We start from the raw sequence: 13,471 nt of genomic DNA on the forward strand, positions 1-13,471 counted from the left end.
CCAGCTTGGGCGCATGTTTCCGATCCGAGATCACAACCCGTCCGGGCGTACACCGATTGTCGTTTACGCGCTGCTGCTGATAAATGTCGTCATTTTTCTGGCATTTACGCCTATGAATGACGACCAACAGCTAGCCCATTTCTATCAGAATTGGGCGCTGATACCGGGCGAAGTTTATCACGGCTACAGCCTGCATACCCTGATCTCATCAATGTTCCTGCATGGCGGCTGGATGCACCTGCTGGGAAACATGTTGTTTCTGTGGATCTTTGGCGACAACATGGAAGACGAAATGGGCCATGTCGGCTTTCTGATCTTTTACGTGTTGTCAGGCCTCGGCGCGGGCGCAGCTCAGATCGCGGCCGATCCGTATAGCAATATCCCTATGATCGGCGCGTCAGGGGCGATTGCGGGCGTAATGGGCGGGTATCTTTTGATGTTCCCCAAGGCTCGCGTCGACGTGATCCTGATAATAATCATATTTTTCAAAATCTTCACTGTGCGGGCGTGGATTGTTTTGGGTATCTGGTTTGCCATCCAACTTTTTGGCAGCGCAGCCATGAACAGTGCCGAAGGCGGGGTCGCCTATTGGGCCCATGCAGGTGGGTTTGTCGCCGGCGTTGTCTTGGCGCTGCCCCTTTGGCTGCGACAGGGTGGGACGGGATTCTGGCGTGCAAACGAAGGTCATCCGCCCCATCCTGAGACCAAATACCGTCTGACACAAAGCTCGATTCCAAAGGTGAGGAGGCGTCGATGAAGCATAAGCTGACATGTCATTGTGGTGCGGTGGAGCTGCAAGTTAAGCTGTCCGATCCGCATACCGACGCAAAGCGATGTGATTGTTCATTTTGTCGTCGACGGGCCGCAGCTACGGCTGCGGTTTCGCTGGATGATCTGGAGATTGTGAAGGGGGCTGACAACCTGACGCAGTACCAATGGAACACCAAAACCGCCAAGCACTTTTTCTGCAAAACCTGCGGGATCTACACACACCACCAGCGCCGCTCAAACCCCAATGAATATGGCGTGAATATTGGTGCACTCGAAGGTGTGAACCCGCGAGAACTGGAACCAATTGGATGGGTCGACGGTGTAAATCATTCGTCAGATCAGTCCGTTTGATCCAACAAAGAAACCGACTTTAGGTGTTACGTATCACCTTGGAAAACTGAGCGAAAATCGGTTCGTTCGCACAGATCACGTCGCCGTCTTCTGCGACATTGCCAGCGGGGTCGATTGCCTCAACCATGCCGCCTGCTTCTTTGACGATAATGACACCAGCGGCCACGTCCCAGATGTTGACTTCACGCTCCCAGAAACCTTCGTAGCGGCCAGCGGCGACATAAGCCATGTCGAGTGCAGCAGCGCCCCAACGACGCACACCTGCGGTCGCAGGTGACAGGCGCGCGAGGTCTTGAAGGATGGCTGGCAGGTCTGGGCGAGTGCCAAATGGCAGGCCGGTTGCAAAGATCGACTCGATCATGCGCGAACGTCCCGAAACCCGAAGGCGCTGACTGTCATTGAGCCACGCGCCTTCGCCTTTTTCGGCATAGAACATCTCGTCCTTGGCGGCGTCAAAGATCACACCAGCCACAATCTGGCCCTTGTGTTCCAGCGCGATGGAAATCGCCCAATGTGGCAGGCCATGCAGGAAGTTGGTGGTGCCATCCAGCGGATCGACAATCCAGCGGCGGGTGGGGTCTTTGCCGTCCTGACCTCCGCCCTCTTCTCCCAGCCAACCATAGGTTGGGCGTGCGCCAAGTAGTTCTGCTTTAAGGATTTCTTCAGCGGCGATGTCAGCACGACTGACGAAATCTCCTGCCCCCTTCATCGATACCTGAAGGTTTTCCACTTCGCGGAAATCCTTGACCAGCGACCGCCCTGCCTTGCGGGCAGCTTTCATCATGATGTTCAGGTTCGCGCTGGTCGGCATGGGAGGGCTCCTTTTAGCTCAAGGCGCGCGTATACGCCGAGTGGCCCTGTTTGCCAAGGGGTATCGTGGGCACCCGGTGCAGGTGTCGAGCGTAGCGTCACAGAGCGTGGCGCTCCGTGCCTGACCCTTGTCAGGCCCTTGCCAAAACGGCGCGCACGGCGCAGGCTGAATCCAACGCCAACGAGGAGTGATTTTATGAGCGAAAAGATGCAGCGGATCGTGTTGGCAAGCCGCCCGGACGGCGCACCGAACGATGAGAACTTTCGACTGGAAACCGTAGACGTGCCCACGCCAAAGGACGGTGAGGTGCTTGTAAAGACACATTATTTCTCGCTCGATCCATAAATGCGGGGCCGGATGGATGATGCAAAATCCTATGCCGCCGCCATCGAAATCGGTGGGTTGATGACAGGTGGTGCCGTGGGTGAAGTGATCGCCTCAAACGCCGATGGTTTTGCTGTCGGAGACTTCGTTTTGAGCATGACAGGTTGGGCGACACACGGGATCGCCACAGCTGGCGAACTGCGCAAGCTGAACCCGTCGCTGGCGCCGATCTCGACTGCGCTAGGCGTATTGGGCATGCCGGGGTTTACTGGGTGGTATGGCTTGGCTGAGTTGGGACGCCCTCAGGAGGGGGAGACGCTGGTGGTTGGGGCGGCCACTGGGGCGGTTGGTTCGATGGTTGGACAGGTCACCAAAATGCGCGGATTGCGGGTTGTCGGCATTGCCGGAGGAGAGGCAAAATGTGAAATGGCAACAGATACTTACGGTTTTGACGCCTGCGTTGATCACAAGGCCTTTAAAGATGCGCGCGACCTGCGCAAAGCGCTGAGCGCTGAGCGCACAATGTCCGGACGGGGTGGATATCTACTTTGAGAACGTTGGTGGCAAAGTGCTGGAAGCGGTGCTGCCTTTGATGAACACAAACGGGCGGATTCCACTGTGCGGCATGATCGCGTGGTACAACGCGGGCGGCCTTGGATCGGGGGCGGAAATGCAAAGCCTGACCACACCGCGTCTGTGGCAGTCAATTCTAGTTAAGCACCTGTCAGTGAACGGTTTTATCATCTCAAACCATTTTGACCGTTACCCCGATTCCCTACGCGAAGTTGGCCCCGCTTTGGCCACCGGCCAGGTGCGTCATACCGAAGATATTGTCGAAGGGCTGGAGAATGCCCCAGCGGCGTTCAAGGGGCTGTTGCAGGGCGGAAATACGGGCAAATTGCTGGTGAAAATCACCTGATTTGGCGCGTGGGCCGTTAGGCGGGTCGAATCGCCGTAATTTGGGGTAGGTTAACGTCCAGAACCCACGTCGGCATAACGTCGGTATTGTGTCGGTATGGCGTCGGTGTGAATTGCCAAAAACCCGAGTGTTTCACCACCGCGCGGCCCCTGCCCCGAACTCGCAACAGAGCATTTGAACATCAACGCATTTTTCGTAAGAGAGTCATAATGTTACAGGCCATACATCATGCAGCGGTGATTTGCTCGGATTACGAGCAATCCAAAAATTTTTATACAGAGATCCTGGGCCTTAAGGTGGTTGCCGAAAACTACCGCGCAGAGCGGCGTTCATGGAAGCTCGACCTTGCCCTGCCCGACGGCGGCCAGATTGAGCTATTCTCTTTTCCGTACGCACTCGCTCGGGTGTCGCGCCCCGAAGCGCAGGGGCTGAGGCATCTGGCGTTTGTGGTGGCAGATGTTGACGCAAGCAAGATGGCGCTGGAGGCCAAGGGGGTCGCTGTCGAACCAGTGCGGGTGGATGAGTACACCGGACGCAAGTTCACATTCTTTGCCGACCCGGATGGATTGCCGCTTGAGCTCTATCAAGGCGGGAAATGATCTTTGAGGTCGGCGGGCGTTTCTCCGCTCGATTGGTGGGGCTAGCTTCACTAGGGCGGCTATTCGAGAGGTGGTTGGATCAGCTTTGCGGACAAAGCGCCATTTCGCTGCAAACGCACATTCCTTGCTGCATTTGCGAGGGGTCCAAAAGTCGAGAGAAATGCAGCAACCCGCAGCATTGCAAACGGTTGGCGGAAATGGGGGGCAAAGCGATTGTTCCCGAAACTTGTATACCTACGCTGCTTGGGTAGTTCCGGTCGTAAGAGGACAATGGCGCGCCTTTGCTTCGTCTTGCGACTATTCGGGTTCGCGCAGGTGCAAAAACTCGGCAGCCTGCCACAAAATTCAGAGCTGTGTAGATTCGAGATCGGCGTTGTCAAAGGGATATCGATTGGCGCTCTGCTGGAACGATTGATTTGTATCATAGTGAACGCATCTTGGTTGTGGGAGAAATTGCTCAGGATCCGGCAGCAAATTTATTCGACCACGGAATTGGGCTTTGACGAGAGAAAACATTCCTACGACAAGAGCGGCGCATCTTCTGCTTTATTGCGATATCCTTAGTGATATTGGAACGCCGGTTGAACGCGAAATCGAGCGGGCGGGCCTCCCGCCAAACCTGTCGGAAATGCCAGACGCCTTGGTCAACAACATCCTCGCAACCCAGTTTGTTGGTTTCTGTGAAAGGCTTGAAGGTGTAGAGGATCTGGGGTGGCTCGGCGCAAGCCATTTTGCGCTGCCCAGTTTTTCCAACGAAGTGACTGATGGTTTGAGGTCGCGTTCAAGCCTTTCTGGCAAAATGGAGTTGTTCAGGGCCTTGTCGGCGCTGGAAGACTCGCACCTTGATGTCAGGGTCGTTGAATATGGTAAACGCGCCGATTTGGTATGTGATATGCTGCTGCCAACCGAACTCGTTGGAATGAGTTGTAGCGAATGGGTGCAACTGGCAGTCCTGATTGAAATCGTGCGCTCGGTTATTGGTCCGACTTGGACACCACATGCTCTGAATTTCAGAACGGCGTTCAAACCAGCTCGGGAGGCGCAGGCTGCTTTCCCCGACTCTCGATTTCGATTTGGACAGGCCAGAACGTCGATTACCATAGATTCGGACCTATTGGAGTGTTGCAGCTTTGAGATCGCAGGCGACAAAAACGGGCTGAGTGCACCCGAGAATTTTTGCCAGATAGAAACCCTAAAGCAGCTTATCCGCCCTTACCTTTTGACGGCACCCCCTCCAATCGACTTATTGGCCGATATGGTCGACTCCAGTGCCCGGTCGTTTCAACGGTGGTTGTTAGCCAATGGCACGTCTTACCGGAAGCTGGTCAATGAAACGCGGGGAGAAATGGCGAAAGAGATGCTCGCTGATGAAGACATGAGTCTCATCCAGGTGGCGATGTATCTGGGCTATGAGAACCAATCGAATTTTGGGCGCAGTTTTAAAAAAACGACAGGCGTATCGCCAGCGATGTACCGAAAAGGAATAAATAAAACAAAAACTTATCAGGGCTTAATGCCAGCCTGACATATGGTGTTCCTGTGCTTTGCTATGCGCATATCTTCGTGATCCGCTATTGGTGCGGTGACATTCCGGCCCACTGTGTGAAAGCCCGGCAAAATTGCTGGGATCGTGATACCCAAGTTCCTTGGCAACGTCTGAGATCGACTGACCGAATACCCTCGAAAAACACTTCGCCCGCGTGCCCTTCAAAACCTCGATGAACTCTGAATAGCTGCCCCCCTATCGGGCAAGTTTGCATTGCAGGGAGCTTGGGCTTGTGCAGAGACGGTTTGCCACCATTTCCAAGTCTGCGCATGCCGCGGGGCCTATCTGGCGCGATGTGACCAAAACCCTTGGGTCGAAATTGCAAAATCGGATGCGGAAAGGGCAATTGTTTCCGACGCTCTAGCCACAACCCAAATGGGCAGTGGCAGTGGCGTTCGATGGCCGGTTTCTCATGCCTGTCCGGCGGTTGACCGAGAAGGCAACAGGACCGGTGCGGGCGAAGTCTGGAGCGAATTCAGAGGCATCAAAAGCCCGCGGAGCCGTTGTTTCGGAGGGCGTGGCGTCCGGATGAATTCAAATTGGTCGCGTTTTCGGAGGAACCCAAGGTGAGAAACCCAAAATGAAACAGAAACAATGTATCGTTACAGCCGCCGTCTTTGGATCGGCCCTTCTGGTTGGAGGAGCCGGTTTTGCAAACGACAAACCGAATGTCGTGATCATGCTGGCCGACAATGTTGGCTGGGGGGACATCAGCGCCTATAGCGGCGGGCCGAAGGTTCGCGGTATGCCAACAACCAACATTGATGCGTTGGCCGCAGAGGGCATGCAACTGACCCAGTTTTTTGTTGAACCCGGATGCACACCATCCCGTGCGGCCTTGATGACCGGGCGCTATTCGAACCGGTCTGGCCTGGGGACCATCATCATTGGCGGCACCCCGAACACCCTCAAAGACGAAGAGATCACGCTGGCCGAGGTCATGCAGGATGCGGGCTACAAGACCGCTATGTATGGCAAATGGCACCTTGGTTCAGAGGAGCAAAGCTGGCCGACGCGTCAGGGCTTTGATTACTACGGTGTTGGTGTGATCGAGACCTCTGACGGGACGCTGTATCGCCAGTCGATGGAGCGGCATGGGATTTCCGAAGACGTCATCGCCGCCCGCGCGCCTAAGATCATGGAGTCAGACTCGGACGGGACATTACACGTCGTCCGGGAATATGATCTGGCCTATCGAGCGCAGGTCGAAGGCGATATCGCCAAAGGTGCGGTTGAGTACATTCAGGAAAACGCAGACTCAGAAGACCCGTTCTTCCTCTATATCGGGTGGACAAATACTCACTATCCTAACTCGGTGGCGCCTGAGTTTTCAGGAATAACAGGATATCCCTATGGTGATGCGATCACCGAATTGGATGCGCGCACTGGCGAGGTTCTGGATGCCATTGATGACGCTGGTATCGCTGACAACACCATCGTGATGTGGCTGTCTGACAACGGCGCAACGCCTTCGGCGGCTCCGTATCAGCACAAGGGCGGCAGCAACGGCCCGTTCCGTGGCGAGCTGGGCGACGCGCTCGAGGGTAGTTTGCGGGTGCCAGCCATGGTGCGCTGGCCGGGGCATATCGCGCCATCTGTCAGCAACGAGATGGTCTCAGTCCACGATATCATGCCAACGATTGCCGCACTCACGGGTGCAGCGATGCCGACGGATCGGTATTACGATGGTTTTGATCAAAGCGCACTTCTGAAAGGGGATCAGCAAAACTCTAATCGGGAAGCGCTGATTACTTGGGTGAACAACGAAATCGGGTCCATTCGCTGGCGCAACTACCGCGTCTATCCCAAGGCCTTTGCGACATCGTTCTACAACAATCCCTCGCAAGGTGGTGGCAACGGAATCCAACTCAAGAAAAACGAGCTTCCGGATATCTACGACATCGAAATGGACCCGCGCGAAGAGATCAACATCACGGCGGATCATGCCTGGGTGCTGGGATACACCTCGCAAGTTCTGGCCGAGTATTACGCGACGCTGAAAGACGACCCCAATCCGCCGGGCGTTTCGCTGACGATACTGGACTAAGAGTGTCCCGGCTTTGACCTTATTCCCTGGCGTTAAGGCTAGCATACTCCACTTGCAGAACGGTTCCGCGGCGCTCTTTGATGTGTGCTGCGGGCGTCTTTCAAGCTGGCCGCCGTCGCGGTCCTGTTTGCCGCAATCGCTTGCGCTGATGTTGGCGTGATCTAACCAAAAATACCGCGCCAAATTTCCTAATATTCATTCGCCCAAGGCGCTGAATGCAATGAGCACAGATTTGCAAAAACGGGGCCTCCGAACTTGCATCTCAAAAGGCGCAGATCGCCCGAAAAGCGGATGCTGCTCAGTAGCAGTCCGGTCCTAAACAAAAGGAACAATTCCAATGAAAAACCGTCTCTTTGCGACAACTTTTTCGACATTGATTTTGTCAGCCATCTCGGCGACGGCTGGAGGGCTTTCTACCTCGTTGTTCAACAATCCAAACGGCGCACAGACAAGTTCGGATTTTGCTTCCGCCCCTGAGCAACTGGATACGCGGTTTGGTAGGCTTGAGTTTTCTGGAGGAGGCTTTCCAACACCAGAAACAACCGAGAAGCTCTATTACGAGATGGATCTGCAACGCGCCACGCAGGCTTTCATGGATTTCTTCCCGCATCTGTCGCTCTACACTATCGTGCGTTCTCAGGCGCGAGACCTTGGGTTCTCTTCTGCGTCTGATATTGGTGTCACTGCCGATTTCATGAATGCCAACCAGCCATATCTGACCGGAAACAATTCAACCATTTATGCCTTCGCCTCAATTGATCTTAAGGAAGACGGTCCTACCGTGGTGGACATTCCACCCGGAATGTATGGCACAGCCAATGACGCCGCCTTCAGATACCTGACTGATTTTGGGACCACGGGTCCGGACAAGGGTGAAGGCGGCAAGTTCCTGTTCACGCCGCCTGGATATGAAGGAGAGATACCCGAGGGGTACTATGTGCAGCCTTCAAACGGGTATTGGATCTGGGCAATGATGCGCGGTTTTGGCGAGGTTGGCACAGTCGATCAGGCACTGGATTGGTTTAAGGAACGGCTCAAAGTTTATCCGTTGAACAATCCGGACAGGATTGGAAAATTCGTGAATGCTAGCGCGATGGGGATGAACCCGCTGCCACCTGAAGACGCGTCCGCCTTTGCGATGATAGATCAGATTGTCCAACACGAGCCAGCGTCGCTGTTTGATGCCGAGCAACTCGGAAAACTGGCGACACTTGGAATCGAAAAAGGTAAGCCGTTTTCCCCTGACGCGCATGCAGGCAGGAAATCTTTGAAAAAGCGGCCGCGCAAGGCACTGCTATGTCGCGAGCTATCTTATATGCCTCGCGCGAGGACGATATCGCCTATTGGCGCGACCGCCAATGGGAAAAGATGTTCATCCGCAACACCGAATTCATCCGTAACAGTGGGGCAAATGACGTCGACGCACGTACACTTTGGCACTATCAGGCCATCGTGGTCTCACCCAAACCTCTCAGCACGACGCCGGGTGTAAGAACATCTTATTTAACCGCGTTCCGCGATGCAGATGGGAACGTGCTAAATGGTACAAACTCCTACAGACTGAACGTTCCGGCCAACCCTCCTGTAAAACGCTTCTGGGCTGTCACAGCTTATGATCCGGCGACGCGTGGCTTGCTCGCATCGAAGGGCGCTATCACCGTGGGTAGTGACACAGACCCGGTCAAAAACGCCGATGGCTCAGTTGATTTGTATTTTGGGGCCAGCGCGCCGGATGGCTTTGAGGCCAACCACATCACTACCGACCGGGACAAAGGGTTTTTTGTGGTGTTCCGCTTCTATGGGCCGACTGAGGGCTATATTGAAAAGACCTGGGTTCTGAACGACTTCGAAATGCTCGATTGATCCGACCTTACGCGGTTCCGGTGAGTGCTTTGGCCGGAACCGGCTGTCTTAAGTTTTACTCGATTTTTTTCGTAGGTTTCTGGCGATAGGTGCCGACGATGCTTCCGATCATGATTGCCATATAGAGCACACCACCCACTGCTTCTAACCCAGCCGTAATGCGTGCAAGAGGTGACAGCGGAAGAATATCTCCATAGCCTAGGGACGTCAGTGTCACGAGGCTGAAATAGATGGATGAGGTCCACAGATCCGCACTATCACCAAACCCAATCGATCCGGGATGCCACCGTTCGATCTGGACATAGAACATGGCCCATACAGTGGCCAACAGCACATACCCGAAAATAGCCCCGACCAGCGCATCGTAATCGCCAGCTTCGCGCTCTAGCAGATTGCGAAAGGTCACAAATAGCGCCCCGATCAGCATCACACCGGATACGGCAGCAACCACCCCATGCGCATCGTCGGTCAACAGGGCCAGAATGGTGGTGCCAAACCATGCCACCACAACAAACAGGCCCACCCCCCTGTCCCGCGTCTTGTTCAGGCTCTTGATAATCGCGGCAACAACCACAATTTCGACCAGCGCCAAACCAAGCAGGTTCACCCATGTCGCATTGCCAAATATCGGCTCGATGATGAACGCAGCCAGCAACAGGATCAACAGAGTTTCCCACCGAAGCGGCCAAGATTTTTCGGTCATCTTCCAAATCCTTTCTTGTCAAGAAGCGGCCGTTTCTTGTGCTAATCGTCAGATGCACCTTTGTTGAAACGGAAGATTTCCGGCGCGTACTTGGCAGTGAGCCCGTGTACAAAGGCCGAAATCAGAACCGCCGTAATGGCGATTACCAAAATGCCGTCGATATTCTCGACCCCCTCGAACTCCATCACCACCAACACTGCAAACAGAGCGGTCGCCAACCCACGCGGTCCAAACCAGCCGTAGAACAGTCGTTCATTAGTCGATGTGTCGGTTCCGATCAGCGACAAGCAGATGGCAATCGGGCGCACGACAACCAGCGAAATTGCAACCACCAAGAGCACGGTTGGCGTCACATAAAACAAGGCCTCTGGCACGAACAGCGCGCCGATGAAGAAGAAGCTGAGCATCGCCAGAAACTGACCATCGCCCTCAAGGAAATGCCGCGCGTGGTGCACAGAACCTTTGGAAGCGTTGGCAAAGGCGATGCCAGCCACGAATACCGCGACAAAAGAATTGCCCCCTGCATGTTCGGCAGCGAAGAAGATGAACCCAACCAGGATCAGGGTCGCAACTTGTCCCAGACCTTTGTCCATCAGTTCATTCTCAAGGACAAAATTGCGCAATTTTCCGATCGCGAAACCGCCGACTATGCCAACAATCGCACCAATGCCGATCTGTGACGCAATGAGCGACATCAGGCCGTCGCCGCCATGTTCACCCCCTAATCCGCCAATGGCGAGGCCCGCAAAAAAGATCACGAATGGCAGCGCCAGCCCGTCATTCAGGCCGCTCTCTGCATTCATGGCATCCCTGAAAGTCTGGGGAATTCGGTCATTGGACTGGATTGATTGACCAAGTGCGGCGTCGGTTGGCGCCAACAGCGCGGCCAGCAGGCACACTTCCCACAATGGCCAGTCAGGCAGCAATACCATATTAACCACTGCCCCAAGCGCAATTGCGAGCGGCAGGCCAAGCGCTAGCATTCGGAATGTACGCTGCCCAATTTTCTCAAGCGCCTGTTTGCGCAGGGTGGTCGCATCCGCGAATAACAGCAACGCTAACGTGACTTCGGCAAGGTCATGAAACACCCCTGCCGTTTCCAACGTCAGCGCCGGTCCGCCAAATCCAATAACCACCCCGAGCGCCAGAAAGACCATGGGCATCGTAACACCCCAAGACCCGATCTTTGCCGAGAACAAGCAGTACAGCAGCATCAGCAAGGCAATGTAGACGAGATAATGTTCCATCGGGTATCTCCGGTTCTTTCCAGTTTGTGGCGCAGTATCACACCTATCAGGCGGCCTGCCGTGTTTCATCATCAGGTGACGGAGTCGATTCCGGCGGGCGTTTTCTTTCAGGCAGCAAGTGGTCAACGGTTACAAAAGACAACAGCACCCATGCCAAGGCGCCACCCAATTGGAGCAAGCGATCCAGCATCTTAATGTCTACATCGTCTCCAAACGGCGCCATCGTCCCGCCAAGCAGGATGAGGCTCGCACTGAGGACCGTCGCGGCAAGCGGTGCGGATGGCTTGCCTGAAATGAACCAGTTGGACAGAATAAAACACAGCAAAAGAACGATGGTTGCCATGAACACAAACTGCGTGTTGATCACAATCAACTGATACGCCACCCAAGCAACCAACCCGCCAATCAGATTGGCCAATAAAAGGGCCTTGGCCACTTTGGGTCCCTCGGAAGTGCTCGCGGCAAGTTGAAACGACAAGATGCCGACAAACACCAAGGTAATTACAGCGCCGCCATCCAACATGAAGAACAAAATTACAAATGGCGCTGTCACAAACGTCATCCGCAGCAGGCGACGCGTCGGATCAAAATTTGCGGCTGGCTTGGTCAGGACTGCGCTCTGCGGCGCGGCACCACGCGGCGGAAACAGCCCAAAGGCGGCCCATGTGGCCAACAGCGCTGTTGCCATGTTGAACGGCAGCGCAAAGGCAAAAATCAGTCCTATATCAAGCGAGAGATGCACAAGGAATGGCATCATTACCGCTTCCATCAGGGCCAGAATGACCAATAACGGCGATTTCCCGGAAACCGACAGCGAAAAGGCCCACATCACCATCAAAACTTGCGCAATCATGAATGTGGGCCGATACGGCAGCAGCACTGAAAACAGCCCATATCCAAACAACAGCATAAAAAACGCAGTAAGTACCAGCTTCAGACCTGCACCGAGGCTCGGCGCAGTGGGGCCTTGCAAAAACATCGAGGCGAACACAGCCCCGAGAAAGGCAAATGGCCACTGAAACAGCATGCCCAGAATGAACACTCCCGCCACTCCAATGGCCAGACGCGCGCCTTTGCGTTCGTCTCTTACAAAGGCGGACGTGTCTTTGTCTTTGGCCGCGTCAGTAGGCATATGACAGAAACGCCATCAGGCGAATATACCAAGACCCCAACGCGTTCAGAACGCTGTTTTCCCCGGTATAGACGATCACATCAGCCTGACCGTTGAACTGGAAATAGACATCATCAGCAGCATTCCGCCCGCTCTCATAACCTGGCAAAATGATGCGCACCGGAAACCGCTGTGGATCGCGCATCCAACCTACGGTTCTGGGTGGTATCGCCAGCCCATCCGGTGATCCGCGTCCAAGCGACGCGGCCGCCGAAAAGCTGTCGACTCTGCCCTCCAAAATGCGTCCTGGGTGAATGTCCAGAACCACTTCTACCGGGGCGCCGATGGCGACCTTGCTCAGATTGTTTTCGGTCATATAGGCTTCGATCCACACATTCTCTGCATCAAGAAAGGTCATCAATGGCCTGCCTGCCGCTGCAAACGCCCCGGGGGCAATATCAAGATTGCTGACCCCGCCACTGGCGGGCGCTGTGATCTCGGTCCACGAAAGCTTCAGCTCTGCATCTGCCAGCGCCGCAAGGGCCTTTTTTACCGCCGGGTTATCCTCGCCTTGTGGTCCAAGCTGTTGCTTGGCCCTTTCAAGACCTGCCTTGGCGCTGGCCAATGCACTCTCAGCGGCGGCCAGTTGCGCGCGCGCATCGTCACCGCGCGCTGCGGCTACGAGCCCCTTTTTTTCCATTTCAAACACACGGGCCGTTTGAAGTTGAATATTCTTCAAAGTCGAGGTTGCCCGCGCCAATGAAGCCTGCGCGGCTTCTACCTGCGCCGAACCGGCTCCAACATTCAACAAGGCCGCCTGCAAGTTCGCCTGCGCCGTATCCCGTGCGATTTCGTAAGACCTGGAATCGATCCGCGCAAGAACGGTTCCGGCGTCAACACGCTCGCCGTTAGACACGTTCAGCTCGACAACGTCCCCTGCAACTTTTGGCACTATCGGGGTCAATACGGCCTTGACCCGGGCATTGCTTGTAAAGGGTGTGTTGCGATCCGCAGCAAGGTACCAAGCCATCAGCGCCAATGCGATAAGTGCCAGAATTCGAATTGTCGTTTTCATTCATTCCTCTAATGGCAGATAGCTTTATCTGCACATTCTACGGGCGGGGAAACTCCATTTTGGTCATTTCACGCCAAACCGAGGGTGTGGATTTTTGCCATTGT

General features: G+C 54.9%; 12 protein-coding genes and 1 pseudogene. 8 read left to right on the forward strand and 5 right to left on the reverse strand.

Features of this window, described 5'->3' with window-relative positions:
* Nucleotides 1-13 precede the first annotated feature (13 nt).
* Together CLV88_RS09075 and CLV88_RS09080 are read left to right on the forward strand one after the other, a co-directional pair.
* Nucleotides 14-757 carry a rhomboid family intramembrane serine protease gene (locus tag CLV88_RS09075; protein WP_106608075.1) on the forward strand — a complete coding sequence of 248 codons (744 nt, stop codon included), beginning with the start codon at nt 14-16 and terminating at the stop codon, nt 755-757.
* Nucleotides 754-1,122, forward strand: coding sequence for a GFA family protein (locus tag CLV88_RS09080; protein ID WP_106608076.1), 369 nt, complete (start codon nt 754-756; stop codon nt 1,120-1,122). Before CLV88_RS09075 ends, CLV88_RS09080 begins: the two co-directional genes overlap by 4 nt.
* Before the next feature lie 19 nt (nt 1,123-1,141).
* Here the strand turns inward: CLV88_RS09080 and CLV88_RS09085 are convergent, their stop codons facing one another.
* Nucleotides 1,142-1,933: an inositol monophosphatase family protein gene (locus tag CLV88_RS09085; protein ID WP_106608077.1), complete on the reverse strand. Its 792-nt coding sequence runs from the start codon at nt 1,931-1,933 to the stop codon at nt 1,142-1,144.
* 195 nt (nt 1,934-2,128) lie between these two features.
* Here CLV88_RS09085 and CLV88_RS23765 point away from each other — a divergent pair.
* The 6 genes and pseudogenes from CLV88_RS23765 (at nt 2,129) to CLV88_RS23150 (ending at nt 9,231) form a co-directional block, all read left to right on the forward strand.
* Nucleotides 2,129-3,176: pseudogene (locus tag CLV88_RS23765) on the forward strand (NADP-dependent oxidoreductase).
* A 209-nt stretch (nt 3,177-3,385) separates the two neighbouring features.
* Nucleotides 3,386-3,775: an SMU1112c/YaeR family gloxylase I-like metalloprotein gene (gene gloA2 / locus CLV88_RS09095; RefSeq protein WP_106608078.1), complete on the forward strand. Its 390-nt coding sequence runs from the start codon at nt 3,386-3,388 to the stop codon at nt 3,773-3,775.
* Nucleotides 3,776-4,274: 499 nt separating this feature from the next.
* Complete coding sequence (locus CLV88_RS09100; RefSeq protein ID WP_106608079.1) at nt 4,275-5,300, forward strand: helix-turn-helix transcriptional regulator; 1,026 nt, start codon at nt 4,275-4,277, stop codon at nt 5,298-5,300.
* Between the two features lie 601 nt (nt 5,301-5,901).
* Nucleotides 5,902-7,368: an arylsulfatase gene (locus CLV88_RS09105; RefSeq protein WP_106608080.1), complete on the forward strand. Its 1,467-nt coding sequence runs from the start codon at nt 5,902-5,904 to the stop codon at nt 7,366-7,368.
* Between the two features lie 337 nt (nt 7,369-7,705).
* Nucleotides 7,706-8,860, forward strand: coding sequence for a DUF1254 domain-containing protein (locus tag CLV88_RS09110; protein WP_207797038.1), 1,155 nt, complete (start codon nt 7,706-7,708; stop codon nt 8,858-8,860).
* Nucleotides 8,821-9,231, forward strand: coding sequence for a DUF1214 domain-containing protein (locus tag CLV88_RS23150; RefSeq protein ID WP_279338345.1), 411 nt, complete (start codon nt 8,821-8,823; stop codon nt 9,229-9,231). Before CLV88_RS09110 ends, CLV88_RS23150 begins: the two co-directional genes overlap by 40 nt.
* Nucleotides 9,232-9,286: 55 nt before the next feature.
* Here CLV88_RS23150 and CLV88_RS23325 read toward each other — a convergent pair whose 3' ends face one another.
* From CLV88_RS23325 to CLV88_RS09130, 4 genes are read right to left on the reverse strand one after another with little or no spacing between them, the layout of a single operon-like run.
* Nucleotides 9,287-9,934: a potassium channel family protein gene (locus CLV88_RS23325; protein ID WP_106608081.1), complete on the reverse strand. Its 648-nt coding sequence runs from the start codon at nt 9,932-9,934 to the stop codon at nt 9,287-9,289.
* Between the two features lie 41 nt (nt 9,935-9,975).
* On the reverse strand, nt 9,976-11,181 hold the full coding sequence (locus CLV88_RS09120; protein ID WP_165798846.1) for a cation:proton antiporter: 1,206 nt from the start codon (nt 11,179-11,181) through the stop codon (nt 9,976-9,978).
* A 46-nt stretch (nt 11,182-11,227) separates the two neighbouring features.
* A complete protein-coding gene (locus tag CLV88_RS09125) occupies nt 11,228-12,313 on the reverse strand; it encodes a hypothetical protein (protein ID WP_106608083.1) in 1,086 nt (361 codons plus the stop codon).
* Nucleotides 12,303-13,367 carry an HlyD family secretion protein gene (locus CLV88_RS09130; protein WP_106608084.1) on the reverse strand — a complete coding sequence of 355 codons (1,065 nt, stop codon included), beginning with the start codon at nt 13,365-13,367 and terminating at the stop codon, nt 12,303-12,305. Before CLV88_RS09130 ends, CLV88_RS09125 begins: the two co-directional genes overlap by 11 nt.
* Nucleotides 13,368-13,471 lie beyond the last annotated feature (104 nt).

It is taken from the genome of Shimia abyssi (assembly GCF_003014475.1).
Classification (GTDB): domain Bacteria; phylum Pseudomonadota; class Alphaproteobacteria; order Rhodobacterales; family Rhodobacteraceae; genus Shimia; species Shimia abyssi.

Bases quoted from the DNA above. Each gene is read 5' to 3' on its own strand.
- CLV88_RS09075 (WP_106608075.1), top strand. From the start codon at position 14: ATGTTTCCGATCCGAGATCACAACCCGTCCGGGCGTACACCGATTGTC.
- CLV88_RS09080 (WP_106608076.1), top strand. From the start codon at position 754: ATGAAGCATAAGCTGACATGTCATTGTGGTGCGGTGGAGCTGCAAGTT.
- CLV88_RS09085 (WP_106608077.1), bottom strand. From the start codon at position 1,933: ATGCCGACCAGCGCGAACCTGAACATCATGATGAAAGCTGCCCGCAAG.
- gloA2 (WP_106608078.1), top strand. From the start codon at position 3,386: ATGTTACAGGCCATACATCATGCAGCGGTGATTTGCTCGGATTACGAG.
- CLV88_RS09105 (WP_106608080.1), top strand. From the start codon at position 5,902: ATGAAACAGAAACAATGTATCGTTACAGCCGCCGTCTTTGGATCGGCC.
- CLV88_RS09110 (WP_207797038.1), top strand. From the start codon at position 7,706: ATGAAAAACCGTCTCTTTGCGACAACTTTTTCGACATTGATTTTGTCA.
- CLV88_RS23325 (WP_106608081.1), bottom strand. From the start codon at position 9,934: ATGACCGAAAAATCTTGGCCGCTTCGGTGGGAAACTCTGTTGATCCTG.
- CLV88_RS09120 (WP_165798846.1), bottom strand. From the start codon at position 11,181: ATGGAACATTATCTCGTCTACATTGCCTTGCTGATGCTGCTGTACTGC.
- CLV88_RS09125 (WP_106608083.1), bottom strand. From the start codon at position 12,313: ATGCCTACTGACGCGGCCAAAGACAAAGACACGTCCGCCTTTGTAAGA.
- CLV88_RS09130 (WP_106608084.1), bottom strand. From the start codon at position 13,367: ATGAAAACGACAATTCGAATTCTGGCACTTATCGCATTGGCGCTGATG.